Consider the following 25,261-nt stretch of genomic DNA (forward strand, 5'->3'; position numbering starts at 1 on the left):
TCCCCTCAGGCCAGCGCGAGGGCGACCAGGGTGAGCTGGTGCAGTCCGGAGGCGCCGCGCAGCCGCGCGATCTCGCCCAGCGTGTAGAAGCCGGCGAAGGGCACGTCGCCGAGGGCGTCGCGCATGGCCGCCACCTCCTCGGCGATGCCGTCCTCGCCCAGGGTGAGCTTGCGGCCGCCGCAGTCGAAGGCGAGCAGGCCGAGCGGCTCGGCGCCGCCCAGGGCCGCCGTCGCCGCGCCGATCGCGGCCCCCGCGCCGGCCACGAGCTCGTCGCGCTCGGCCTCCATCAGCCAGACCAGGGCGCCCTGCGGGATCTCGGCGGTCCCGAAGACCGAGCGCTCCTCGTCGTCGCCCGCGTGCAGCGAGCGGATGTCGAGGCCGCTGCGCCGGGCGAGGCCGACGGGCTGGAGGTTGACCCCGTCCTGGAACAGCTCGGCGGCGGTCCCGGGCGCGCCGGCGCCGGAGGTGGCGGCCCGGCGCAGGAGCACGTCGAGGGCGGGCTCGCCGTCGAGCTCGTAGATGCGCTCGCCCACCGATCGCGTCACGATCAGCGGCGGCTCGACGCGGCGCCAGCCGTGCGCGATGCCGATGCCGATCGGGCGGTCGGAGCCGAGGGCGACGCCGATGACGCTGCCGTCCAGCACGCGGTCGCCGAGGAACTGGGCCGAGCCGCGGGTGAGGCCGCCGACGAGCGGTACCGCCGCCCCCACCACGGAGTAGGCGCCGCGCACGATCTCGTGCGGGCCGAGCACGGTGCCGTCCACGACGAGCAGCAGCGCGGTGTGGGGCGCGTCGATCTCGGTCATCACCGCGGCCGCCTCGGCCCCGGCCGCGCGGGCGCCGAGCCCGGCGACGCCGGCCGCGCGGGCGCGCACGGTGAAGCCGGGGCCGCCCAGGGCCGCGACCGCCACGCCGTGCGCCGTCGCGCCGGCCCCGGTCAGCTCGCCGAGGCCGGCGCCGCCGACCACGACGGCGTCGCCCGCCTCGGCCCGGACCCCCGCGAGCACCGCCACCGCGTCGTGCCCGGCGGAGGCGAAGACGAAGACCGCGGCAGGGGTACGCCCGGCGATCGCCTGGGCCGCGGCCTCGCCGCCGGCCTTCGCGGAGTCGGCGGCCGTGCTGTGCCCGGCCCCGAACCAGCGCTCACTCGTGCTTGACATGGCCCTGCTATCGGCACGGTCCCGGGCAAGCTGAGCCGCCGTTACGCGGACCTCAGGGCGCGCCCGGGGTCACGCCGGCCTGACGGCGGCCTCCGCCGCGGCCGCGCGGGCCTGGGCGCGCCGGACGTATCGGACCTGCCAGGCCGCCAGGATCACCATCGTGGCGATGAACAGCACGGTGGAGGCGGTGACCGCGGCCGACGTGGGCAGGGCCAGCACCAGCGGGACGCGCACGACCGCGTCGAAGAGCAGCCCGGCGCCCCAGGCCGCGGACATGACGCGGAAGCTGCGCCGGAAGCCGGGCAGGTCCCGCCACTTCTGCTCGAACTCGGCCGCCTTCGCCGGGTCGCCCTCCTGCATGCGCAGCGCGGCGTGGTAGATCAGCGGGCGGCCGACGAAGCAGGACACCACGAAGGCGAGCCCGGAGATGCCGGTGCCGAAGGACTCCTTGATCAGCAGGAACTTCGGCGAGCCGGTCAGGAACGACAGGCCGAGGCCGACCAGGAACACGCCGAGCATCACGGCGGCGAAGACGTCGAAGCGGCGGGCCCGGGCCGCGACCCAGAGGATCCGGGCCAGCGCCGCGAGGGAGCCGCAGAGCAGGGCCACGTAGTCGCTCGCGCCCAGCCAGTGGGCGACGAAGTAGGCGGCCAGCGACAGGCCGACGTCCCACAGCAGGGACTTGAGGATGGCCAGGAATCCGGGGGTCGTGCTCGTCGGGCGCTCGTCGTCAGCCATGTGTCGACTCTGACATGTCGACTCAGACATGTCAACGCGAACATGTTGTGGCCGTCATGTCATGGTCGACATGTCGGTTTCGACAGGTTAGGCTTCGGTCATGTCCCTCCGCCACGCCCTGCTGGGCCTGCTCTGCGACACCCCGCAGAACGGCTACGACCTGACCAAGCGCTTCGAGGTCACGCTGTCGTCGCACGCGTGGAACGCCGGGCACAGCCAGATCTACCCCGAGCTCAAGCGCATGCTCGCCGACGGGCTGATCGAGGTCGTGGACGAGGGGTCGCGGGGCAGCAAGGTCTACGGCGTCACCGAGGCCGGCCGCGAGGAGCTGCGCCGGTGGATGTTCAGCCCGCTCGGGGAGACCCCGCCGCGCAACGAGTTCGTGCTGCGCCTGTTCATGCTCTCCTCGCTGGAGGTGCCCGACGTCAAGGTGCTCGTCGATCGGATGGCGGGCACCAGCGACGCGCGGGTCGCCGAGCTCGACCGCGTCATCAAGGAGCTGGACGGGGCGGCCGAGGCGGGGCACGCGCAGGGCTACGCGCGCTACGCCGCGGAGTTCGGCCGGCGATATTTCGCCCTGCAGCGCGACTGGGCCCGCTGGGTCGTCGAGCAGATGGACCAGGGCGCCGCCGGCTCGCCCGGCGGCACGGTCTGACCCCCGTTCAGCGCATCCCGCGGTAGACGCCCCGCAGCCGGTCCAGCCGCTGCCGCTGCTCGTAGGTGGCGCCCAGGCTGATCAGCAGCACGCCGGTGCCCGTGAACAGCAGCAGCATCATCCAGAACGGCAGGCCGATGCGGAACAGCTCGTTCACCGTCGCGATCACCGTCACCGCGGCGCCGACCGCGACCGGGGCCTTCTGCTGCCGGGCCGCGCCGATGGCCACGCAGATGACGCCGGCCAGGATCAGCAGCACCTGGCGCAGCTCGGGCGAGTCGGGCTGGGCCACGGCGATCGCGAGACTCGGGCCGAAGCCGGCCACGAGCGCCGGCCCGTAGGCGAGCCAGCTGCCCAGCTCCGGCCGGTTGCGGATCTCGATCAGGCCGGTGATGAGGGCGAGGGCGGCGAACGGGATCGTGTAGGCCTCCGGGACCGCGACCTGCACGGTCATGAGCAGCAGCCAGATCGCCAGCAGCTCGGCGATGGACGCGGCCACGATGAGGGTCGTGCGCTGGCGCGGGCTGCGGCCCTTGCGCGCCGCCGACAGGCCCAGAATCGCCCCGACGGCCGTCAGCGCGGCCGCGGTGTGGGCCCAGGAGCCGAGGGTCAGCAGCACCGCGATCGCGGCGCCGGCGTACCCGGCCGCCTCGACCGTCATCGCCTCCCGGTTGATGCTGTCGCTGGGCCGCAGCCGGGGCAGGGCCGCGCCGAGCACCAGCAACGCGGTCGCCACGATCAGCAGCGGGAACGCGCATTGCTTCAGGTTCAGGCCGGCCGCGAGCCCGGCGGCCACCGCGAAGCCCTCGGCGGTCGAGGCGGCCACGTTCCAGCCGAGCATCCGCGCGGTCGCGGTCTTGCCCCAGATGCCGCCGATCGCGCCGACCACCACGGAGCCGGCCAGCCAGGTCAGCGTCTGGCTGCGGGTGGCCAGGCTCCCGGCGCCGCCCGCGCCCGCGGCCAGCACCGCGATGACGAACACCAGCCGCCGGGCGCCGGTCATGAGCCGCGCGTCGGGGCTGTCCGAGCTCGGCGGGAGCGTGAGGGCCAGGCCCAGGCCGGCGATGGTAGCCACCAGCAGCGCCAGCGTCGGCTGCACCGGCCACGGCGCGTCGAGCGCGGCCGGGGCGATGAGCAGCGTCAGGGCCGCGCCGGGCACCACGATCGCCACGGCCCGGTTGGCCATCGCCTGCCCGTCGCCGCCCAGGCCCACGGCCATCAGGGCGGCGGCGACGGTGAGCAGGAAGGCGCCCAGCACGTGGGTGCTGTTGCCGGCGTACTGCGCCAGCGACCCCAGATGCGCCGCGGTCTCCGGGGTGCCGGTCCACGGCTGCTGGAGCCAGCGGTACGGCCCGGCGAGCGCGGCGAACAGCGCGGGCGCGATGAACACCACGACGATCGCGGCCGGGATGCCGGCGGCGGCCGCGACGCCGATCGCGAAGTTGCGCGGGATGCGCTGCTCGCCGGCGCGCACCCTCGGGCGGCCGGCGCGGCCGGCGCGGTCGGGCCGGAAGCGCCCGAGCTCGGGTTCGGCGGGCCGGTACCAGTTCGCCCGCAGCAGCTCCGCGAGCACCCCGAGCAACGCGGCGGCCGCGGCGTAGACGACCGCGCCGTCGCGCTGGACCACGAGCGCCGCGAGGGCCGTCGTGGTCGCCGCGACCGCGACGCCGGTGCTGACGTAGGGCATGTATCCGGGCGCCTGCTGCGCCCCGGCCGCGGCGGCGGCGAGGCCCACGGCGGCGGTCGCGAGCGCGGCGATGAGGATGGTGCTGGGCCGGTCCGGGTACAGGCTGCCGACCATGGCCGCGGCCGCACCGGTGAACGCGAACAGGGCGCCCGCGACCCCGGCTCCGCCGACGACGGTCAGCGGGCCCCCGTCGACGTCGTCCTCGCCGTCCTCGTGCGGATCACGGGCGCGCGTGTCCTCGGCCGCGCGCCGCAGGGCGACCGCGCGGGCCAGGGCGGCGACGAAGGCGCCGCTGATGCCGAGCGCGGCCAGGGTGCCCGCGGTCGCGCCCGGGCGCACGAGGCTCGCTCCGGCCGCGTAGAGCCCGGCGACGAGGGCGGCGCCGAGGCGCGTGTAGACCCCGCGCCAGCTGCGGGCGAAGGAGGCCCACACGGCGACGCCGGTGGCCGCGGCCCAGCCGATGACCATCGGCGCCGACCAGCCCAGGCCCAGCCCGACCGGCGCGCCCAGGGTGGCGAGCACGAGGGCGGCCGAGGCGGTGTCGTCGCCGTACGGCTGCGGCAGCGCGATCGCGGCCGCCCCGGCGAGCAGCAGCAGGGCGATCGGGATCTGCCAGCCGAACTCCGCCAGCCCGTGCGCGGTCTGCGCCCAGCGGGCGTCCAGTGGGGCGTGCCACATGGGGTCGGCCGCCCGGATCACCCCGATCGCGCCGATCATCGACAGCGCACCGGCGTAGAGGCCGGTGCCGAGGCCGACCATGGCCGCGCCCGCGACCGGGCCCCGCCGCCACTCCTCCGGCAGCGACGAGCGGGCCGCGACCGCGACGAGGAACACGAGCACGGCGAGGACCACGACCTCGATGCCGGAGGCGGCCAGGGACACGGCCCGGGCCAGGGCGCCGATGGCGGCGATGGTGACCGCCGCGGCGGCCGCGTCGGAGCCGGAGAACTCGACGCCGAAGGTGTGCCGGTCGTCCATCCGCGGCGCCGCCCACAGCATCACCGCGGCGACGAGCATGAGCAGGCCGATGACGAAGTCGATGGTGGTCGCGCCGGGCGCGATGACCGTGGCGAGGCCGACCGCGACGGCGCCGGCGGTGGCCCCGACCAGCAGCGGCACGCTGGGCTCGGCGCCCGCGCGGTCCCGGGCGACCTGGATCAGGGCGGCCACGCCGAGGCTGACCGCGAGCGCGAGGAAGCTCAGCACCAGCACGACGGTCGCGCCGCCCGGCAGGCCGCCGAAGACGATGGCGGCACCGGACGCGGCCGCGCCAGGCAGGGCGAAGAGCGCGCCCCCGGCCGCGGCGTCGGCGACCCGCTGGGTGACCGCGAGCCGGTCGCCGTCGGTCTGGTGCGGGCGGGGTAGCCAGGCGATCGCGGCCCCGGCGACGGCGATCGCGGTCAGGGTGAGCGCGGTCGCGCCCGGGCGGATCAGGGCGGCCGCGGCGGCGTAGAGGCCGAGCAGGAGCGCGGCGCCGAGGCAGACCCACGCGGTGTGCGGGGCGCGCACGCGCAGGGCCAGGGCGCCGATCACGACGGCGGCGCTGACCGCCAGGGCCGGGATCGCCAGCCAGCTCAGGCCGAGCGCGGCGGGCGCGACGAGCAGGGTCAGGGCCGCGCCGACGACCGCGATGTCGGTCCGCAGCTCGTCGGGGGGCACCTCGGGACCCACGTTGTCGCGCAGCCGGACCGCCACCGGGTCGGTGCGCCCGCTGAGCATGAGGATGCAGGCGCCCGTGAGCAGCAGGATGGCGATGACGTACTGCCAGCCCTCCGGCCCGACGGCGGCGTGGATGCGGTCCTCGTACGCCCCCAGATCCGACTTCCACACCGGCCACGCGGCCCGCAGCGGCGCGACGATCCCGGGGAAGGCCCGCACCAGCACCAGCAGGGTGGCCCCGGCGGCCGCGACCGACACGGCGTAGCGCGGCCCCCGGCGGGCGTCCTCGGGCAGGAACGGCACCCCCGCGGCCGCGACGGTCACCGCGAGCGCGAGGAAGAGCGGGGTGGAGCCGGGCAGCCAGACGGCGCCGACCCGCGCGATGGCCACGATGACCGCGCCGGTGGCCACGCCCGCGGCGATGTCGGGCAGCGTCCCGCGGCGCCAGGTCAGCGCGCCGCCGACGCCGAGCGCGGCGGCCACGAGCATGGCCGCGGCGGCCTGCAGGGTGGGGACGCGCTCGTCGGTGACGGCCAGCCCGACCGCGGCGGCCAGCAGCGCGACGCCGGTGGCCACGGCGAAGAGGATCCAGGCCAGATCGCGCATGAGCCCGTCGGCGATGCGGTTGGTGCGGCCGGTGTGGGCGAGCTCGTCCTCGGCGGCGGCGTCCTCGTGGTGCGCGTCGATCCGGCGCTGGATCGACTGCTTGAGCGCGACGGCGAAGCCGAGGTCGATCAGCGCCACGCCCGACAGCGCGATCGCCCAGCCGGTCGGGCCGTGGATCGCGTCGTAGAACAGCAGCGGCAGGACCGGCTGCAGGGCCAGCAGCGTCGCGTAGCGGGAGGCGATGAGGTGGCTCTGCATGCTGTACACGGCGGCGACCCCGGCCGTGAGCAGACAGACGAGACCCAGATAGGTGCTGAACTGGGGCCGGTCCGCGCCCAGCAGCTTCTCCGAGCGCACCACGTAGCCGTCGAGCAGCACGAGCAGCAGGGCGACGGACGCGACGGTCTCCGCGGTCGCGCTCAGCCCGCGCTTGACCAGCACGAGCGGCAGGGCCAGGGCGATCGCGGTGATGACGGCCAGGGACAGCACCCGGCCGACGGTGCCGATGCTGCCGAACGCGTCGAGGGTGAGCACGATCGCGGCGCCGGCCAGCAGCAGGCCGCCGAGCGCCAGGACCGACGCCTGCATGCTGCTCTCGGTGGCCTCGGGCTGGTCACCGGGCGGGAGGCTCTTCTGCCCGCCGCTCGGCCGGCGCGGCGGCGGAGGCGCGTTGAGCGGCGCGATGCGGGGCCCGCCGGCCGCGGGCACGTGCCCGCTCTCGACCGCGCGCGGCGCGCGCGGCGAGAAGCGCTGCTGGCTCGGCGGCAGGGTCGCGGTCGAAGTCGTGCTGGAACTCGTATTGGAACTCGTGCTGGAACTCGTGTTGGAAGTCGTCGTCGTGCTCGTCGTGACGGCCACCGGCTCCGCGGGCGCGCTCGCCGGGGTCGCCGCGGGCGGGACGGACTCGCGCTGGCGGCCCAGGAGCGGGCGCTTGGCCTTGGCCTCCTGGGCGGCGCGCTCGGCGTCGACGGCCGCGCGGACCTTGCGCCGGAGGCTGTCGCGCTGGGCGGAGGTGTGCGCGAGCTGCTTGCGCAGCATCTGGGTGTTTTCGGTGAGATCCCGCTTCTTCTGCTCCAGCGCCGCGACGGTCCGCTGGAACATCGCGAGCGCCGCCGCGTCCGGATCGTGCGGCCGGCCGCACGAACGGCAGCCGGTGGCCTCGCTGGCCGGCCCACCACACGCCGGGCACGGATACGTCTCCACGCCACTCCTCCCCCGGTGCTCTCGGCCGGGACTCCGCGGTGCGGTGCCCCGGCCGTTCACGCCCTACTGGGAAGAATGCCTTGTTTCGCCGGGCGACGAAAGCGATGCGCCCGTTCGGGAGGTTCTCTATGAAACGACCGGGCGCCCCATGCCGCGGTACTCCCAGCCGGCCGCGACCCAGACCGCCTGGTCGAGGCAGTTCCGGCCGTCGATGACCTTCTTCGCGGAGACGAGCGGCGAGAGGGACTGCGGGTCGGTGTTGCGGAACTCTTCCCACTCCGTGAGCACGCACACGAGGTCGGAGCCGGTGACGGCGTCGGTGAGCGTCTTGGCGTAGGCGACGTCGCCGACCTCGGCCCGGGCCTGCTCCATGCCCTCCGGGTCGTAGACCGTGACCTCGGCGCCGGAGCGGGCGAGCTTGCGCACGACCGAGAGGGCCGGCGAGTCGCGCACGTCGTCGGAGTTGGGCTTGAAGGTCGCGCCCAGCACCGTGATCTTGGTGCCGGCCAGGTCCGGGCCGGCCGGGCCGTAGCCGCGGCCGAGCAGCTCGGCGGAGAGCTGGACGATCTTCTGCCGGCGGCGCTGGTTGATCAGGTCGACCTCGTGCAGGAACCGCAGCGCCTCGCCGACGCCGAGCTCCTGGGCGCGGGCCTGGAACGCGCGGATGTCCTTGGGCAGGCAGCCGCCGCCGAAGCCGACGCCGGCGCGCAGGAACTTGTTGCCGATGCGGGCGTCGTAGCCGATGGAGCGGGCCAGCTGGGTGACGTCGGCGCCGGCCGCCTCGCAGACCTCGGCCATCGCGTTGATGAAGGAGATCTTGGTGGCCAGGAACGCGTTGGCCGCGACCTTCACGAGCTCGGCGGTGGCGAAGTCGGTGACCACGACCGGGACCTCGCGGTCCTCGGTGACGGCGAGGTCGAAGACGCCCTTGTGGGCCGCGTAGAGCATGCCGGTCGCCCACTCGGACTTGACGCCGAAGATGACGCGGTTGGGCCGCAGCACGTCCTCGACGGCCACGCCCTCCTGCAGGAACTCGGGGCTCCAGGCCACCTCGACGCCGAGGTCGACGGTCGAGTGCCGGGCGACGAGCTGCTCGATCCACTCGGCGGTGCCGACCGGGACGGTCGACTTGCCGACGATGAGCGCCTTGCGGGTCAGGTGCGGCGCGAGGTTGGAGACGGCGCTCTCGACGTGGGAGAGGTCCGCGGCCATGCCGTCGGCGCGCTGGGGGGTCCCGACGCAGATGAAGTGGATGTCCCCGAACTCGGCGACCTCCTCGTAGGAGGTGGAGAACCGCAGCCGGCCGGCCGAGAGGTTCTTGCGCAGCAGCTCGTCCAGGCCGGGCTCGTGGAACGGCACGTCGCCGCCCGCGAGCTTGGCGATCTTGGCCTCGTCGATGTCGAAGCCGATCACCTCGTAACCGAGTTCCGCGAAGCAGATTGCGTACGTCGCGCCGAGATATCCGGTGCCCAGGAAGGTCAGCCGGGGCCGCGCCGAACCGGAGGGCGGGGCTACGACAGGTGGGGTGCTGGGGTACGCGATGGTCACGCCTTGTCTCCGCTCGATCGAGGTCTGCTCGGCCGACCCTCACCTGGTGGGATCGGGCCGACGTCGCCACGGCGAGGATAGACCCTCGAACGATACCGTGCCTCCGGCCATTTCATTACCCGTCGGTATGCTCACAGCGGCGGGCTGCTGAACGCGGGTTCAGGAGCGCTGTGACGAGGGGGTTTGCCGTGTTCGAGGTGTATTCGCTGCCCGAGGAGCACATCGCCGTGCGTGAGGCGGTGCGCGCGGTCTGTGACGGCAAGGTTGCACCGAACGCGGCGGCTGCGGACGAATCCAGCGAGTTCCCTCAGGCGTCGTACGACGCGCTGCGTGCATCCGACTTCCACGCGCCGCACATTCCGGTCTCCTATGGCGGCGCGGGAGCCGACGCGCTCGCCACCGCGATCGTGATCGAGGAGGTCGCGCGGGCCTGCGCCTCGTCCTCGCTCATCCCGGCCGTGAACAAGCTCGGCACCATGCCGCTGCTGCTGGCCGGCTCCGAGTCGCTGAAGCAGCGCTACCTGCCGGCGGTGGCCCGCGGCGACGCGATGTTCTCCTACTGCCTGTCGGAGCCCGACGCCGGCAGCGACGCGGCCGGGATGAAGACCCGCGCGGTGCTGGAAGGCGACACCTGGGTCCTCAACGGGGTCAAGCGCTGGATCACCAACGCCGGGGTGAGCGAGTACTACACCGTCTTCGCCGTCACCGATCCCGCCGCGCGCTCGCGCGGCATCAGCGCCTTCGTGGTCGAGAAGTCCGACGCCGGCGTGAGCTTCGGCGCACCCGAGAAGAAGCTCGGCATCAAGGGCAGCCCCACCCGCGAGGTCTACCTCGACAACGTCCGCATCCCGGCCGACCGCATCATCGGCGCGCCCGGCACCGGCTTCGGCACCGCGATGCGCACCCTGGACCACACGCGCGTGACGATCGCGGCGCAGGCCCTGGGCATCGCGCAGGGGGCGCTGGACTTCGCGCTCGGCTACGTCCAGGAGCGCAAGCAGTTCGGCAAGCCCATCGCGGACTTCCAGGGCATCCAGTTCATGCTGGCCGACATGGGCATGAAGCTGGAGGCCGCGCGCCAGCTGACCTACGCCGCGGCGGCGAAGTCGGAGCGCGGCGACGCGGATCTGACGTATTTCGGCGCGGCGGCGAAGTGCTTCGCCTCGGACGCGGCCATGTCCATCACGACGGACGCGGTGCAGCTGCTCGGCGGCTACGGCTACACGAAGGACTTCCCGCTGGAGCGCATGATGCGCGACGCGAAGATCACGCAGATCTACGAGGGCACGAACCAGGTCCAGCGCATCGTCATGGCGCGCCAGCTGCTGCAGGCCTGACCGATCGCGAGAGGCCGGCCCCGGCGCTCGGCGGCGCGACCGGGACCGGCCTCTGCAGTACTGCTACGACGACCATCTATCTATTTGCGTCTTGTGTCAAGTCTGGAATTAACATCCGCGTTACAGACAGGGCCAAGACGGGTGCGCATGGACCGTGATGTCGACGCGGCCGGCGGGCGCGCCGACCCGCTCCAGCGGTCCCCTACTGGTCGAGCGCGTGGGGCGGCCAGACGTGCCACGAGGCGATGTCGATGATCGCCGTCGTCCGCGGGTGCTCCCGGTTCGCGTAGGGCTTGCCGGTGTAGTGCGTGGCGATGCGGTCGATGTCCGCGAGCTCCGGGTCGTCCTTGATCTCGGTGACGGTGCCGGTGACGGAGACGTGGGTGTACCAGTTCTCCTTGTCCAGCACCGTCAGGCTGACGCGGGGCTCTTGGCGCAGGTAGGCGAGGCGCTTGCGCCCGGCGTCCATGTTCACGACGATGCGGCCGTCCTCGAAGAGGTACCAGGTGGCCACCGAGACGGGCTGCCCGTCCTGGCGCACGGTCGCGATGACGGCCGGGTTGGGCTGGGCGAGCAGCCGCTGCAGAGACTCAGGAAGTGTCACGTCTCCCACCGTACGATCCCGCGCCCGGGCGCGGGCCCAGGTCGTGGCCTAGCCGATGCGGTCGCGGAGCCACGCGATGAGCGCCGGGTATTCGGCGAGGATCCGGGCCACGGCCGCGGTGTCGTCGGGCCGCAGGAGCCGCTGCTCGGTGATGCAGGCCGCCTGCTCGGCCAGCAGCCGCTCGCCCTCGGCGTCGTTGCCGCTCGCGACGGCCCGGTTGCGCAGGCGCGCGTAGCAGGCGATCGCCTCCTCGACGGCCTCGAGCGCGGCGTCGTAGCGCGCGCTGTCCCGCCGGCTCCACTCGAACGACCCGACCCCGCCGACCGCCGAGTAATCGGACATCGATCCCCCTCACCGTCAACGCGACGCGGTCACTCTACCGCTACGCCACGGCTGCGTGGGGTCACCGATCGAAGTTCGAAACGCCCGACCTTTTCCGCCGCAGATCAGCGCACCTGACGGCGGGCGTTGATGATTCGCACGAGACGAATCAAGCGCGGCGTCACGACGAGGATCGTGCCCGCGAGGAGCAGCAGCAGGGTCACCGAGGCCACCCCGGCGACGACGACACCGCTCACCACGCGGGCCGGCTCGGCGCCGGGAACGGTCCGGGGCGGCGCGGCGGCCGCGGAGCCGAACGCGAGCGCGGAGGCCACGGCGGCGCCGCCGACCAGGGCCCGCGCCGTCCACCGGTGGAGCCTGCCGCCCTGGTGCGCCGTCATGCCGTGCCCGCCCTCGTCCGCCCGAACCAACACCTCCGATAACGGAAGAAACAGACAAAGAGTTGCGCCGATCAGGCGATGCGGGCCCATTGGCCGCGCTCGACCAGGTGCAGCACGAGCGCGGCGATGTTCCAGGCGTCGTCCGCGCCGTTGTGGTGCCGCCCCTCGAGGGGCAGGCCCGCCGTCCGCAGGGCGCCGGCCATGCCCTGCCTGCGCATGCCGTGGGCGTCGGCGAAGACGGCCTTCGCGTTGGTGTGGTCGGCGCCGAAGGGGTACCGCTGCCGCCCCTGACATTGCCGCTCGAACTGCTTGCGGTCGTAGTCGCCCCAGCTCGCCCAGGGCCGCGAGTCGCTGCGGTGCACGGTGCGCAGGCGCTCGCACGCCTCGGCGAACGAGAGCCCGGCCGCGGCCTCGTCGGGGGTGATGCCGGTCAGCTCGGTGCAGAACGCGCTGACGGCCGATCGGGCGGGCCGCACCATGATCCGGTCGCGGCCGACGCGCTCCCCCGCGTCGAGGTCCACGACGCAGACCCCGACCTCGATGATCTCGTTGACCTGCCCGGCGGGCGGCGGCCCGGCCCAGCACGTCGCCTCGACGTCGATCACATTGAGCAGCCGTCCCATGCCGCCGAGGGTAGGCGCGACCACCCCGGCCGCGCCTGCGGATTACGCGGTGGCCCTACTCGGCGGCGGGCTCGATCAGCGACGCCGACAGCGCGGCGTCCTTCTCCGCGACCAGGGCCCGCAGGGACTCCTGGAAGTCGCGGACCTTGGCCAGCAGCTCCGGGTTCGCGGCGGCGAGGATGCGCACGGCGAGCAGACCGGCGTTGCGCGCGCCGCCGATGGACACGGTGGCGACCGGGATGCCGGCCGGCATCTGCACGATCGACATCAGGGAGTCGAGGCCGTCGAGATACTTCAGCGGTACCGGCACGCCGATCACCGGCAGCGGCGTGGCCGAGGCGACCATGCCCGGCAGGTGAGCGGCCCCGCCCGCGCCCGCGATGATGACCTTCAGGCCCCGGGCCACGGCCTCACCCGCGTAGTCGAGCATCAGGTGCGGGGTGCGGTGCGCCGAGACGACGCGGACCTCGTAGCCGATGCCGAACTCGTCGAGGGCCTCGGCCGCGAGCCGCATGACCGGCCAGTCGGAGTCGCTGCCCATGATGACCCCGACCTCGATCACTGGCGCGCTCAATGCTGGTACCCCTCCTCAAGAATGCGGGCGGCCTTGCGAGCCCGTCGACGGCAGTCTTCCAGGTCGTCGCCGAGCACCGTCACGTGCCCGATCTTGCGGCCGGGGCGGACCTGCTTGCCGTAGAGGTGGACCTTGGCCCCGGGCTCCTCGGCGAACAGGTGGTGCAGGCGCTCGTCGATGGACATCCCGCCCGGCTCGCCGCCGAGCACGTTGGCCATGACCACGGCCGGCGCGGTGAGCCGCGTGTCGCCCATCGGGTAGTCGAGCACGGCCCGCAGGTGCTGCTCGAACTGCGAGGTGCGCGCGCCCTCGATGGTCCAGTGCGCGGAGTTGTGCGGCCGCATCGCGAGCTCGTTGATGAGCAGGCGCCCGTCGGTCGTCTCGAACAGCTCGACGGCGAGCACGCCGACCACGCCGAGCCCGGTGGCGATGTCGATGGCGAGCCGCTGGGCGGCGATCGCGAGGTCCTCGTCGAGTCCGGGGGCGGGCGCCAGCACCTCCACGCAGATCCCGCCCTCCTGGACGGTCTCCACGACCGGGTAGGCCGCGACCTGCCCGAGCGGCGAGCGCGCGACGACCGCGGCCAGCTCGCGCTTGAGCGGCACCATCTCCTCGGCGATCACCTCGACGCCGGGCGGCACGTCGGCCATCGAGTGCGCGACGAACACGCCCCGCCCGTCGTAGCCGCCGGTCACCGTCTTCACGATCACCGGCCAGCCGACCTCGTCGCCGAAGGCCTGGACGTCGCCGCCGGTCCAGCGCGGCATCGGAAACCCGAGCCCGCCGAGGTGCTCGCGCATGGCCCGCTTGTTCTGGGCGAAGTGCAGCGCCTCGGCGCCCGGCAGCAGGGTGAAGCCCTCGCTCGCCAGCTGCCGGATGAGGTCGCCGGGCACGTGCTCGTGGTCGAAGGTGACCACGTCGCAGCCCTTGGCGAACTCGCGCAGCGCGTCGATGTCGTCGTGGCGGCCGATCCGCACGTCGGCGGCGACGAGTGCGGCGCCGTCGTCGGGCGAGACGGCGAGCACGCGCAGCGACTGGCCGAGGGCGATCGCCGCCTGGTGGGTCATCCGGGCCAGCTGGCCGCCGCCCACCATGCCGACGACGGGAAGTCCGGTTCGGGTGTCCATAGGCTGGCCAGCCTATCGTTCCGATTTTCGGGCTCGGTGGAGGGACGATATGTCGGGCGCTGGCGCGCCGCGACATATCGGATTTATACCCTGACGATAGGAATATCGCATTCGTGGCGGTGCTCCGGGCCGCGCCGCGCGGCGCTCGGGCATGTCCGACTTGCCCGGGAAGGACCGCGCGGCGCAACCGTGGAGCTAGACCGCCGGACCGCGTTTGCGCAGCTCGTCCACGGACTCCATGGCCTGCCGGAGCTCGGTCAGCCACGTGTCGGCGTGCTGCCCGACGAGCGCCACGCACCACGCGAGCGCCTCGGACCGCGACCGCGCCACGCCCGAGTCGACCAGCGTGTCGAGCACCTGCCGCTCGGCCTGGCGCAGGCGGGTCATCACCGGCGCCGAGTGCGTGGTGAACAGCTCCCGGGCCTCGCCGACCTGCACGCCCCAGGAGACCTTGCGGCGGTAGCGCCGCTCGAGCTGCTGGGCGATGCCGATCCGCTGGTCGCGGGTCGTCTCACGGAAGCCCGCGATCCGCCCCTGCTCGGCGGCGGCCCGGTCGGCGTCGCTCGCGTCCTCGGCCAGGGCCGGCGCGCTGAGGCGGCCCACGATCAGGATCTCGTCGCGGTCGATGGTCACCTCGGCCGGACCTTGGAACCAGCTCTCCGGCAGCGCCCCGCCGATCCAGGCGGTGGCGTCGTCGGCGGGCGGGGGCTCGCTGCGCGGCCCACCGCCCCGCCCCCAGGGGGCGTCTCCTCGTCGCATCATCATGATTACACGATTACACCGTTGCAGCAGTCGGCCAACCGTGAGCGCTACGCTGCCAGCGGAATACCGTTGAATGGCGATAAGTCCGAAATATCCGGTGAGGTACGAGCCGGATATTTCGCGACCCTGCGGCGTTGGCTGTGGAGGATGTTGGCGGTGCAGGGCGCCGATGAGGTGCTTGTTGTGCACGAAGCGGCCGTGGACGGTTCGGGTTTCGCCGGATTGCCGGGGTGATCGTCCCGGCGTAGTTTTTCGGGCTTTGGCGCTGTGGTAGCGGCCGATCGCGTCGCCGAACTCCGCGAGCACCCGGGCGCCAAGGATTTCAGCGTCCGGGTGCTGGCCAAAATGGGGGGCCACCAGCCGTCACGTCGTCCCGATCAACGACCCGACGACCCCCATCAGGCGAGCTTGGCGACCAGATCCTCCAGCGCGGTGACCGGCGCGTCGCACACGAACCCGCGGCAGACGTACGCCGTCGCCAGCCCGCCGCGCAGGGGCCGGTCCGACAGCAGCGGCACCCCGGGCTGATCGGGCGAGCCGGAGACCACCACGGCGCCGGGCGGGGCGTGCCACCACGCCGCCGCGACGAGCGGGTCCGACGGGTCGGCGGTGGCGATGGCGATCTCGAACGGCCCCGAGTGCAGCGCCTCCCCCGCGGCGCAGGCGTAGCCCGTGAACCGCCCGTGCGTGGCCGCCACGACGGAGACCGTCGCGAGGGCGCGCTCGGCCGCCTCCCGGTAGGTCGTCTCCGCCGTCAGCGCCGCGAACGTCACGAGCGCCGCGCACACCGCGGAGAGCCCGGCCGGCGTGGCGTTGTCGGTGATGTCGGCCGGGCGGGCCACGAGGGCCTCGGCGTCGTCGGCGGTGTCGAAGAAGCCCCCGGAGTCCGGGTCGCGGAAGTGCTGGAGCGCCACGTCGAGCAGCTGCCGGGCCAGGTCGAGCCAGCGGCCGTCTCCCGTCGCCTGGTGCACGGCGCAGAACGCCTCGGCGACCGCGCCGTAGTCTTCGAGCACGCCCGCCGGCTCACCCACCACGCCGTCGCGGGAGACCCGGCGCAGGCGGCCGCCGACGAGATGCGTGCCGGCCAGGAACTCGGCGGTCTCGACGGCCAGCGCGATCGCGTCCGGGTCGCCGTACGCCTTCCCGAACTCGACCAGCCCGGTGATCGCCAGGCCGTTCCAGGCCGCGACCACCTTGCCGTCGCGGGCGGGCTGGGGCCGGATCGTGCGGGCCGCCAGCAGCCGGGTGCGGATGTCGTGCCAGCGCTCGGCGTTGCCCGGGTCCTCGGGCAGCTGCAGCACCGACGAGCCGTGCTCGAAGGTGCCTTCCGGCGTGACCTGCAGCAGGTACCGCGCCCACGCCCCGTCGATCTCCCCGAGCACCTCGTCGAGCTGGGCCGGGGTCCAGACGTAGGTGAGGCCCTCCTCGCCGTCCGCGTCGGCGTCCAGCGCGGAGATGAAGCCGTGCCCGTCGTGCAGCTCCTGCGAGAGGAACGCGACGAGCTCGTGGGCGACCCGGCGGCCGGTCGCGCTGCCGGCGATGCGGTCGAGGTGCGTGTAGACCCGCAGCAGCATCGCGTTGTCGTAGAGCATCTTCTCGAAGTGCGGCACGGTCCAGGTGCCGTCGACGGCGTACCGCGCGAAGCCCCCGGCGAGCTGGTCGTACATGCCCCCGCGGGCCATCCGCTCGCAGGTGTGCCGGACGGCGTCGAGGATCGCCTCGTCCCGCGTGCGCTGGTAGTGCCGCAGGAGGAACAGCAGCGCCATGTGCGGCGGGAACTTGGGCGCGCCGCCGAAGCCGCCGTGCCGCGCGTCGTAGGACTTCATGAGCGAGGCGGCGGCGGCGCGCAGTACCGCGTCGTCCATGGGGTTGGACGGCGGGCGCTCCGCCACCTTGCGGATCGCCTCGACCACCGCGGCGCCCTGCTGCAGCACGCCCTCGCGCTGGTCGCGCCAGGCGGCGGCGACGGCCTGGACGAGGCTCGCGAACGCCTCGCGCGGGAAGTAGGTCCCGCAGTAGAAGGGCTCGCCGTCAGGCGTGGCGAACACCGTCATCGGCCAGCCGCCCTGGCCGCTCATCGCCTGGGTGGCGGTCATGTAGACGGCGTCGACGTCGGGCCGCTCCTCGCGGTCGACCTTGATCGGCACGGTCAGCTCGTTGACGAGCTTGGCCACGCCCTCGTGCTCGAAGGACTCGTGGGCCATCACGTGACACCAGTGGCACGCCGCGTACCCGACCGAGATGAGCACGGGCACGTCGCGGCGGCGCGCCTCGGCGAACGCCTCGGGCGACCACTGCCACCAGTCGACCGGGTTGTCCTTGTGCTGCTGCAGGTAGGGCGAGGTCGCCCCGGCGAGACGGTTGGCCATGTGCGTCAGGCTACCCAGGCGGGTCGCGGACATGTACCGATCCGCCGGGCCGCTAGGGCCGGTCCGGGGCCCGCAGCACGAGCAGGTCGAGGGCGTCGACGACGGGCCGTGTCGGGTCGGCGGCCCGCAGCCGGGCCAGGCCGCGCGCGTACTCGTCGTCGCCGATCAGCATGAGCGGGGTGTGGGCCGCCCGGTCGAAGGTGTCGACGATGTGGCCCAGGGTCGGCGCCGTCAGCTGGGGAACGGGTTCGAGGGCCAGGGCGCTGAAGCCGGCGGTGCCGAAGCCGCGGGCAACGTCCAATGCGGACGGAAACCGCGTGGCCATCGCGGTCGCGGCCTCCGGGAAGTGCGTGAACAGCGAGATGCCGTCGGGGCGGCCCGCGAACGCCGAGCGGATCAGCACCAGGCCGCCGGGGCGCAGGACGCGGCGGATCTCGGCGGCCGCGGCGGGCAGGTCGGGGAGGTGGTGCACGACGGTGGAGAGCCAGACCGCGTCCACGTCGCCGTCCGGGAGCGGGATGCGCTCGGCGTCGCCCCCGAGGATCGGCTCCGGCGCGATCGCGCGCATCGCGGCGGACGGCTCGATGCCGAGGGGGGTCAGGCCGTACCACCGCCGGAACGCCGACATCCAATGACCCGTGCCGGCCCCGAGGTCGAGCAGGCGCGTCGCGGCGGTGGGGCGCACATAGTGCGCGATGCGCTCGCGCCACCCCCGCAGCGCGTCGTCGTCGAGGTGCCGTCCGGCGGCGAACGCGGCCGCGGCCCTGGTGTCGTAGTCGATGAGCGCCACGGAAACAGTCTGGACATCTCGCGCCCCTCGTGCCACAGTTCTAGAACAGTCAACTGTTCTAGAACTGTGGAGGCTCACCATGACTGAGCTGCTCATTCGGCCGCGCCACTCCGCGATGACGGACCCGGGTGCGCGCGGGCGGTTCGGGGAGTACGGCGGGCGGTACGTGCCCGAGTCGCTCATCGGCGCCTGCCGCGAGGTCGAGGACGCGTTCCGGGAGGCGTGGGCCGACCCGGCGTTCCGCGGGCAGCTCGAGCGCCTGCTGGCCACGTACGCGGGCCGCCCGACCCCGCTCACGCCCGCGCTGCGGCTCTCCGCCGAGCTCGGGCTGACGGTGCTGCTCAAGCGCGAGGACCTGACGCACACCGGCTCCCACAAGATCAACAATGTGCTCGGGCAGGCGCTGCTGGCGAAGCGGATGGGGCGTACGAAGCTCATCGCGGAGACCGGCGCCGGCCAGCACGGCGTGGCCACGGCGACCGCGGCGGCGCTGTTCGGCCTCGCCGCGACCGTCTACATGGGCGCGAAGGACATCGAGCGCCAGGAGCTCAACGTCTTCCGGATGCGCATGCTCGGCGCCGAGGTCGTGCCGGTGCACACCGGGGCCCGGACGCTCAAGGACGCGACCAGCGAGGCGATGCGCGCCTGGGTCGGCGAGGTCGCGACGGCGCACTACTGCATGGGCTCGGTGCTGGGCCCGGCGCCGTACCCGTGGATGGTCCGCGAGTTCCAGCGCGTCATCGGCGACGAGGCCCGGCGCCAGTGCGCGACCGAGCTGCGCGCGGCGGTGCCCGACTACGTGGTGGCCTGCGTGGGCGGCGGCTCGAACGCGGCCGGCACCTTCGCCGGCTTCGTCGACACGCCGGCCCGCCTGATCGGCGTCGAGGCCGACGGCGGCGCCGGTGCGAGCCGCGGGCAGCTCGGCGTCCTGCACGGCGTGCGCTCCCTGTTCCTGCAGGACGACGACGGGCAGGTGGCCGAGGCCCACTCCATCGCGGCCGGCCTGGACTACCCGGGCATCGGCCCCGAGCACGTCCACCTGCGCGACCTCGGCCGGGCCCGCTACGTGACCGTCTCCGACGACGAGGTCGTGACCGCGTTCGGCCGGCTCGCCCGCACCGAGGGCATCGTCGCGGCCCTCGAGTCCGCGCACGCGCTGGCCTGGGTCATGCGCGGCGAGCTGCCCGAAGGCTCGACGGTGCTCGTCACCGTGTCGGGCCGTGGCGACAAGGACCTCGCGTCGATGCGGGAGGCACTGTGAATGCGGGAGGCACTGTGAAGCTGCTGATGCCGTACGTCACCGCCGGCGTGACGTCGTCGTGGACGGACTATCTGACGGCGTTCGCGGACGCCGGGGCCGACTACCTGGAGGTGGGCCTGCCGTTCTCGGATCCGACCCTGGACGGCCCGACGATCCAGGAGGCCACCGAGGCCGCGTTGTCCCGCGGCGCGACCCTCGATCGCATGCTCTGCGACGTTGCCGCGGTCTCCGTTTCGGTACCGCTGATCGCCTCCACCTACGCCAACCTCGTGATCCGCTCGGGCGCCGCGGCGTTCTGCGCCCGCCTGAAGGCGGCGGGCTTCACGGCCCTGATCGTGCCGGACCTGCCCCTGGAGGAGTGCGAGGAGGTGGCCGCCCACATCGACCTGGTCCTGCTGGCGTCCCCCGCGACTCCCGACGCCCGCCTGGCGGAGATCGGCCGGAGAAGCCGCCACTTCGTCTACGGCGTCACGGTGATGGGCACGACCGGCGAGCGGAGCTCGCTGGCCTCGTCGGCCGCCGACCTGGCCGCCCGCCTGAAGCCGCGGACCTCCCTGCCCGTCCTGCTCGGCTTCGGCATCTCGACACCGGCCCAGGCCGCGCAGGCCGCGTCCCTGGCGGACGGCGTGGTGGTGGGCGCGGCCCTGATGCGCCGGGTCCTCGACGGCGCGAGCGCCTCCGAGGCGGGCGAGTACGTCCGCGCCCTGAGGGCGGCGATATCGTAGCGGCCTGCTCGCTTCAGGCCGCACGCCTCAGGAGGACCGGTTGCCCCGCGACGGCGAACCCCGCTACCGCGCCATCGCGACCGACCTGGCCGCGAAGATCCGCAGCGGCTTCTACGCCCCCGGCGCGGCCCTGCCGGCCCAGCGTGACCTGAGCACCGCCTACGGCGTCACCCTGATGACCCTGCGGCAGGCCCTGCGCCAGCTGAGCGACGAGGGCCTGATCGTCCAGCAGCCGGGGCGGGGCACCTTCGTGTCCCCGCCCCATCTGGCCTACCGCCTGGGCTCGCTGCGCAGCCTGGCCGACGACCTGCGAGACCAGGGCTTCGCCGTGGCCACCGAGGTGATCTCGTCGGCGTTGACGGACTCGAAGACCTTCGGCGGGCGCGCCCTTCGCCTCGAGCGGGTCCGCACGTTCGCCGGCCGCCCCTCGGTCCACCAGGTGTCGTGGGTGCCGGCCCCGTACGCCGCGGCCCTGCTGGAGGTGGACTTCACGACGACGGCCTTGTACACGGCCCTGTCGAACACGGGCGTGCCGGTCCTGCGCGCGACGGAGACGGTCAGCCCCGGCCTGCTGGATGCCGCGTCGTCGGCGCTGCTGGCCGAGCCCAAGGACACGCCGGTCTTCATCAGCGCGCGGCAGACGTACACAGTGGACGACGCTCTGGCGGTGTCGGACCGAGCCGTGATCCTGGGCTCGGCGATGCAGATCCGGGCCGAACGAGCGGCCACGGCCCTGTCGATGACGTGGTCGGGCACGACCGCGACCGCCTAGCCCCCGCCCGCGCGGCACTCAGACGTGTCCCCGCAGCGACTCGTCGTAGGTGACCACGGGATTCCCGCCGAGCACCCCCTTGGCCGCCCGCTGGAACGCCGTGGCCTCGCTGGCCCGCCGAAGCCGCACCGCGACCTCCGCACACCCGCTCCCCCCGCCGAGCCGAGCCACCGCCCCGGCCGGCAACAACGCCACGGCGTCCGGCTGCCCGGAGGGCCGGGCCACGACCCCGACCACGCTGCCGGCGACCCCGCGCCCGCCCCGCGTCACGGTGACCCGGTCGCCGAGCCGCAGTCCCCGCCCATCCACGGCAAGCATCTCGGCGTCACCCCGCACCGCCCGTCCTTGCACCAGCGCCGCCCGCTGCAGCCCCGGGCTCCGCACCGCCGTCAGCACCGTCACCTGCCCGAGCTGCAGCCGCCCGCTGGCGATCCCCACGTCGAACAGCGTGTCGTCACACTCGACGGCCTCCGCCTCCGGCAGCCCGGCGAGCCGCTCGACCTGCTGGGGCGTGAACCGCCCGACGAGCCGCACGTCGGCACCCCCGGGCAGATCGGCGAACCGCTCACTCCCGCCGAAGTGATCGAGCACGACAAACGCCCCGACCGCGGCGACCACAAACCCGGCGACCCCGGCAATCCCCCGCCTGCTCACAATCGGTGACGCTAGGGCAACGCCACTCCAACGCCGAACACCCGGCCGGTGTGTCAGCCCTCGATCACCCGCTCCGCCCATCCGTCCACAGTGGATGAGCACCGGCGGCGCCGGTCAGACGGCGGGGGCGGCGGTCCAGTGGGGGTCGCGGCCGAGGTAGCGCAGGAGGATCGCGGTGTCGTCGTCGGAGGGGTCGGCGGGCAGGATCGCGGCGTACGCACCCCAGGCGCGGAGGGGCTCCACGAGCTCGCGGGCGACCTCCAGCAACTCGCCCGACAGGGCGTTGCCGAGCGGGGAGGGCCGGTCGGTGGCGAGCGCGATGTCCCAGGCGTGCACGGCGGCGTCGAGCGCGCAGGCGCCCGCGGCGAGCCGGCCCGGAAGCTTGCCCTGCGGGAGCGGGGTGGGGACAGCCGTGGCGTCCTGGGCAACCGTGGCCCACGCCGCGGCGGAGGCGCGCATGGCCTCGTCGGCGAGATCGACCAGGCCGGCCCCGGGCCGGTCGACGGGGCCGAGGTGGCCGGCCGGGGAGAAGGGGTCGAACGCCGGCCCGCCGGAGCCGGTGATCGAGGCCGCGTAGCCGAGCTGGTCGCCGGCCGCGTGCTGGAGGACCTGGGCCACGCTCCACCGGGCGCACGGGGTCGGGCGAGTCCAGTCGCCCGGCCGGACGCCCTCGACGACGGCGCGCAGGGCGAGGTGGGCCTCGTCCAGCACGGCCCAGGTGCTCGTCAACCGCTCGTTCATGATCTCGGCTCCCATCGTCGATCCGCCTCGCCGGCGTCCCGAGTCTATCAGAACGGAACATTCCATTCCAATAGCCGGGCGCGACGGAACCCGAGGGGTCGAGCGGGAAGCAAACGGGGGCGGCGGATCAGCCGGTGCCCTCGGCCCTCAGGTGGCGGCGCCGGACCTGGCGGCGCTCGCGCAGGACGGACTGGAGGCTCTCCGGCGACATCGGCGGGTAGAAGAGGAAGCCCTGGGCGGCCGTGCAGCCCAGCTCCGCCAGCCGGGCCCGCTGCTCCGGGTTCTCCACTCCCTCCGCCACGACGCGCAGGCCCATCCGGCGGCCGAGGTCCACCGTGGTCTGGACGATCGCGCCGGCCTTCGGCGAGTCGAGCATCTGGGCGACGAACTCGCGGTCGATCTTCACCTCTTGGACCGGTACTCGGGTCAGGAGCGTGAAGGCGGAGTACCCGGTGCCGAAGTCGTCCACGGCGAGCTGCACGCCCAGGCGGCGCACGCGCGCCAGGACGTCGTCGATCACCGGGGAGTTGGAGAGCATGACGGTTTCGGTGATTTCCAGGACGAGAAGGTCGGCCGGAAGGCGGTAGCGGCTCAGGAGGTCCTTGATCGTCTCGGGGAGCTGGCGGTCGGCGAGGCTGCGGGCGGAGATGTTCACGGCCACCGGTACGGCCGAGCCGGCCCGGCGCCAGCCCGCGGCCAGGAAGATGGCCTTCTCCAGCACCCAGTGGGTCAGGGGGCCGATGAGCTCGCTCGCCTCCACGGCCGGGAGGAACTGCCCGGGCATCAGGCGACCCCGGCGCGGATGGCGCCAGCGGATCAGGGCCTCGACGCCGGTGACCGGAGCGGCGCCGGCCGCGGGCTTGGAGCCGCCGGAGGTGGACTTCGGCGAGACGAGCGCGGGGGTGAGGGCGATGGCCGGCTGCAGGTCCAGGGCCAGCTGCTCGTCGCCGGTGGCGGTGGCGTTCAGGGCCTCGCGAAGTTCGGCCAGCAGGGCCAGGCGGTCGGTGCTGGCGTCGTCGCGCGTCGGGTCGTACCAGGCAACCGGCTGGCCGCCGTGCTTGGCCTGGTACATGGCGATGTCGGCCCGGCGCAGGAGCTCGGTCAGGTCGGCGGAGCCGGCGGCCGCCACGACCACGCCGATGGACGTCTCCTTGGACAGGACCACACCGTCGATCTCCATGGGGGCCGCGATCTGGGCGCCCAGGCGGCGCGCCCGCTCCACCGCGGCGGCCAGGGCCAGGTCTTCGGCGCCGTCGGCCAGGTCGGTGACGAGGATCGCGAACTCGTCGCCGCCCAGGCGGGCGTGGAGGTCGGTGGAGGGGTGGGCGTCCGGAGCCGTGGGCGCGCCCGGGGAGTACGACGCGCCGCCGGGCGCGGCCCGGACGAAAGCGGGCGACGAGGGGGTCCGGGGCCGCGGGATGACCGGGCCGGAGCGCCGATCCGGGGCCGGGACCTCCGCCGCGGCGCCCTGGACGCGGCGCGCGATCACCTTCAGGACCTCGTCGCCCGCCGTGTGACCCAGAGCGTTGTTGACCTCTTTGAAGTCGTTCACGTCCAGCAGGAGCAGGGCCACCGGGGCGCCCGGCGAGCGGGCCGACAGCCGGCCGTTGCCCCTCGCCAGCAGGGCCGCTCGGTTGAAGAGGCCGGTCAGCGGGTCGCGTACGGCGTCGTAGGTCGTGCGCTCGCTCATGGCCCGCAGCTCGTCGTGCGTGATGGCGTCGTGCAGGGCCGCGGCCAGAGCGTCGCCGAACGTCGCCAGCATCAGGCGGTCCCGCGAGCGCTGGAGCGCCGGGCCGGCCAGCCGGAGCTCGCCGACCGGCACCGAGCCGACGGTCAGGGCTCGGCTGGTGTACGGGCCCGGGGGAAGATCGCCGTGCGAACGGCCGCCCGAGAGGACGATCTTGGCCGCCGGCACGCGGAAGAGGCGCACGGCGCCCGCGATGCCGGCCATCGCCGCGTCGCGTTCGTCCAGCCGGTTCAGGTCGCGGGCCACGTCCGCGAACTCGGCCCACGTGCGCCGCTCGTCGTCCTCACCGATGCGGTTCGCGTAGAACTGGTGCATCAGCCAGAGCACGGGAGGCAGCAGCAGGAGCAGAAAGCCGCTGGTGGCGCAGGCCCAGACGACCACCAGGCCGACCGTCACGTTGCCGACGAGCATGAGCGGGGTGCTCGTGACCATGCTCGACACCGTGTCGCGCAGGTCGCCGCCGGCGGCGACGATGCGCAGGACCACCAGGGCGAACGTGGCCACGAAGTACACGGCCGCGGCCGCGCACAGGGCCGCGACGAAGCGCGGCGCAAGGCCCTCGCGGGCGGCGCCGTTGCCCCAGATCACGACCATGACGAGGGTGGCCAGGGCGGCGCCCACGGTCAGGGCCGCCACGCCGTAGATGCTCTCGCGGACGGGCCGGGCTCGGCTCGCGCGGGCGTCGAACAGGTGCAGGGCGGCGTGGGCGGCGGCGAAGCCCAGCAGGGCGACGGGCGGGACGACCTGCGGGGGGAGGCTCGCGAGCAGCACCACGATCGCGGCCTCGCCCCAGGCCAGCCGGGCCAGACCGCCCCCCGCGCGCACACGCACGCGGGCCAGCTGCGAGACCATCGCCACGGCGGCGCCGATGAGCACGGCCGCCGGTACCGCCGGCAGACCTTCGACGTTGAACCGATTCAACGCGGCCCCGACGGCACCCTCGGGGAGGCGCACGGCGGCCACCAGCGCGGCGGCGACGCTCAGCCCGGCGGCGACGACCATGAGGGCCACGAGCCGGGACGGCAGCGGCCGATGCGCCCGCGCCAGGGCGATCACCGCCGCCTCCACGGGAGCGTGGCGGCCACCGGCCCGGCGGCGACGGAACCTGACGACGGTGGGTGCAACGGGGCGTGCGCCATCGCGGTCACCATTGCCCCCTTGCCTGCCTCACGGGGATGCGCGCACGGCGAAGTGGAA

The 25,261-nt window shown here is 73.9% G+C and carries 22 protein-coding genes; 6 read left to right on the forward strand and 16 right to left on the reverse strand.

Annotated features, from left to right (window positions below; genetic code table 11):
• Positions 1 to 5 precede the first annotated feature (5 nt).
• Entirely contained in the window at positions 6 to 1,160 is a 1,155-nt protein-coding gene (locus ACQP1P_RS43290) for an FIST signal transduction protein (RefSeq protein WP_433080502.1), read from the reverse strand.
• Positions 1,161 to 1,229: 69 nt separating this feature from the next.
• Entirely contained in the window at positions 1,230 to 1,898 is a 669-nt protein-coding gene (locus ACQP1P_RS43295) for a VC0807 family protein (protein WP_433080504.1), read from the reverse strand.
• A 100-nt stretch (positions 1,899 to 1,998) separates the two neighbouring features.
• Between ACQP1P_RS43295 and ACQP1P_RS43300 the strand changes: the two genes are divergently transcribed.
• Positions 1,999 to 2,553: a PadR family transcriptional regulator gene (locus ACQP1P_RS43300; RefSeq protein WP_433080506.1), complete on the forward strand. Its 555-nt coding sequence runs from the start codon at positions 1,999 to 2,001 to the stop codon at positions 2,551 to 2,553.
• A 7-nt stretch (positions 2,554 to 2,560) separates the two neighbouring features.
• Here ACQP1P_RS43300 and ACQP1P_RS43305 read toward each other — a convergent pair whose 3' ends face one another.
• Positions 2,561 to 7,708, reverse strand: coding sequence for an SCO7613 C-terminal domain-containing membrane protein (locus tag ACQP1P_RS43305; protein WP_433080508.1), 5,148 nt, complete (start codon positions 7,706 to 7,708; stop codon positions 2,561 to 2,563).
• Between the two features lie 126 nt (positions 7,709 to 7,834).
• Positions 7,835 to 9,256: a UDP-glucose dehydrogenase family protein gene (locus ACQP1P_RS43310; RefSeq protein ID WP_433080510.1), complete on the reverse strand. Its 1,422-nt coding sequence runs from the start codon at positions 9,254 to 9,256 to the stop codon at positions 7,835 to 7,837.
• 188 nt (positions 9,257 to 9,444) lie between these two features.
• On the opposite strand from ACQP1P_RS43310, the gene ACQP1P_RS43315 reads away from it, so the two are divergent.
• A complete protein-coding gene (locus tag ACQP1P_RS43315; RefSeq protein WP_433080512.1) occupies positions 9,445 to 10,593 on the forward strand; it encodes an acyl-CoA dehydrogenase family protein in 1,149 nt (382 codons plus the stop codon).
• A 202-nt stretch (positions 10,594 to 10,795) separates the two neighbouring features.
• Here the strand turns inward: ACQP1P_RS43315 and ACQP1P_RS43320 are convergent, their stop codons facing one another.
• The 7 genes from ACQP1P_RS43320 to ACQP1P_RS43350 form a co-directional block, all read right to left on the reverse strand.
• The gene (locus tag ACQP1P_RS43320; protein ID WP_433080514.1) at positions 10,796 to 11,197 is read right to left on the reverse strand and encodes a PPOX class F420-dependent oxidoreductase; all 402 of its coding nucleotides are present in this window, start codon (positions 11,195 to 11,197) and stop codon (positions 10,796 to 10,798) included.
• 48 nt (positions 11,198 to 11,245) lie between these two features.
• Complete coding sequence (locus tag ACQP1P_RS43325; RefSeq protein ID WP_433080516.1) at positions 11,246 to 11,539, reverse strand: hypothetical protein; 294 nt, start codon at positions 11,537 to 11,539, stop codon at positions 11,246 to 11,248.
• A gap of 104 nt (positions 11,540 to 11,643) precedes the next feature.
• Positions 11,644 to 11,952, reverse strand: coding sequence for a hypothetical protein (locus ACQP1P_RS43330; RefSeq protein ID WP_433080518.1), 309 nt, complete (start codon positions 11,950 to 11,952; stop codon positions 11,644 to 11,646).
• A gap of 38 nt (positions 11,953 to 11,990) precedes the next feature.
• The gene (locus tag ACQP1P_RS43335; RefSeq protein WP_433080520.1) at positions 11,991 to 12,542 is read right to left on the reverse strand and encodes an exonuclease domain-containing protein; all 552 of its coding nucleotides are present in this window, start codon (positions 12,540 to 12,542) and stop codon (positions 11,991 to 11,993) included.
• 55 nt (positions 12,543 to 12,597) lie between these two features.
• Positions 12,598 to 13,083, reverse strand: a complete 486-nt coding sequence (gene purE / locus ACQP1P_RS43340) for a 5-(carboxyamino)imidazole ribonucleotide mutase (RefSeq protein WP_433090374.1) — start codon at positions 13,081 to 13,083, stop codon at positions 12,598 to 12,600.
• A 29-nt stretch (positions 13,084 to 13,112) separates the two neighbouring features.
• Positions 13,113 to 14,243: a 5-(carboxyamino)imidazole ribonucleotide synthase gene (locus ACQP1P_RS43345; protein WP_433080522.1), complete on the reverse strand. Its 1,131-nt coding sequence runs from the start codon at positions 14,241 to 14,243 to the stop codon at positions 13,113 to 13,115.
• Between the two features lie 195 nt (positions 14,244 to 14,438).
• Positions 14,439 to 15,008 (reverse strand): hypothetical protein, encoded by a 570-nt coding sequence (locus tag ACQP1P_RS43350; protein ID WP_350612035.1) that lies wholly within the window; start codon positions 15,006 to 15,008, stop codon positions 14,439 to 14,441.
• An 18-nt stretch (positions 15,009 to 15,026) separates the two neighbouring features.
• Between ACQP1P_RS43350 and ACQP1P_RS43355 the strand changes: the two genes are divergently transcribed.
• A complete protein-coding gene (locus ACQP1P_RS43355) occupies positions 15,027 to 15,239 on the forward strand; it encodes a hypothetical protein (protein WP_433080524.1) in 213 nt (70 codons plus the stop codon).
• A gap of 164 nt (positions 15,240 to 15,403) precedes the next feature.
• Here ACQP1P_RS43355 and ACQP1P_RS43360 read toward each other — a convergent pair whose 3' ends face one another.
• Positions 15,404 to 17,374, reverse strand: a complete 1,971-nt coding sequence (locus ACQP1P_RS43360; protein WP_433080526.1) for a thioredoxin domain-containing protein — start codon at positions 17,372 to 17,374, stop codon at positions 15,404 to 15,406.
• Positions 17,375 to 17,426: 52 nt separating this feature from the next.
• On the reverse strand, positions 17,427 to 18,164 hold the full coding sequence (locus tag ACQP1P_RS43365; RefSeq protein WP_433080528.1) for a class I SAM-dependent methyltransferase: 738 nt from the start codon (positions 18,162 to 18,164) through the stop codon (positions 17,427 to 17,429).
• Positions 18,165 to 18,243: 79 nt separating this feature from the next.
• Here ACQP1P_RS43365 and trpB point away from each other — a divergent pair, with 79 nt between their 5' ends.
• Genes trpB through ACQP1P_RS43380 form a run of 3 tightly spaced genes read left to right on the forward strand, consistent with a single transcriptional unit; the run spans position 18,244 to position 20,922 of the window.
• Positions 18,244 to 19,425, forward strand: coding sequence for a tryptophan synthase subunit beta (gene trpB / locus ACQP1P_RS43370; RefSeq protein WP_433080530.1), 1,182 nt, complete (start codon positions 18,244 to 18,246; stop codon positions 19,423 to 19,425).
• Positions 19,426 to 19,439: 14 nt separating this feature from the next.
• Complete coding sequence (trpA, locus tag ACQP1P_RS43375) at positions 19,440 to 20,150, forward strand: tryptophan synthase subunit alpha (protein ID WP_433080532.1); 711 nt, start codon at positions 19,440 to 19,442, stop codon at positions 20,148 to 20,150.
• A 40-nt stretch (positions 20,151 to 20,190) separates the two neighbouring features.
• Entirely contained in the window at positions 20,191 to 20,922 is a 732-nt protein-coding gene (locus ACQP1P_RS43380) for a GntR family transcriptional regulator (RefSeq protein WP_433080534.1), read from the forward strand.
• 18 nt (positions 20,923 to 20,940) lie between these two features.
• On the opposite strand, the gene ACQP1P_RS43385 is transcribed toward ACQP1P_RS43380, so the two are convergent.
• From ACQP1P_RS43385 to ACQP1P_RS43395, 3 genes are all read right to left on the reverse strand, one after another.
• Positions 20,941 to 21,576 (reverse strand): hypothetical protein, encoded by a 636-nt coding sequence (locus ACQP1P_RS43385; protein WP_433080536.1) that lies wholly within the window; start codon positions 21,574 to 21,576, stop codon positions 20,941 to 20,943.
• A 114-nt stretch (positions 21,577 to 21,690) separates the two neighbouring features.
• On the reverse strand, positions 21,691 to 22,317 hold the full coding sequence (locus ACQP1P_RS43390; protein WP_433080538.1) for a TIGR03086 family metal-binding protein: 627 nt from the start codon (positions 22,315 to 22,317) through the stop codon (positions 21,691 to 21,693).
• A gap of 127 nt (positions 22,318 to 22,444) precedes the next feature.
• A complete protein-coding gene (locus ACQP1P_RS43395; protein ID WP_433080540.1) occupies positions 22,445 to 25,120 on the reverse strand; it encodes a putative bifunctional diguanylate cyclase/phosphodiesterase in 2,676 nt (891 codons plus the stop codon).
• Between the last annotated feature and the right edge of the window lie 141 nt (positions 25,121 to 25,261).

The sequence above is a fragment of the Dactylosporangium sp. CA-052675 genome (genome assembly GCF_050947935.1).
Taxonomy (GTDB): Bacteria; Actinomycetota; Actinomycetes; order Mycobacteriales; family Micromonosporaceae; genus Dactylosporangium.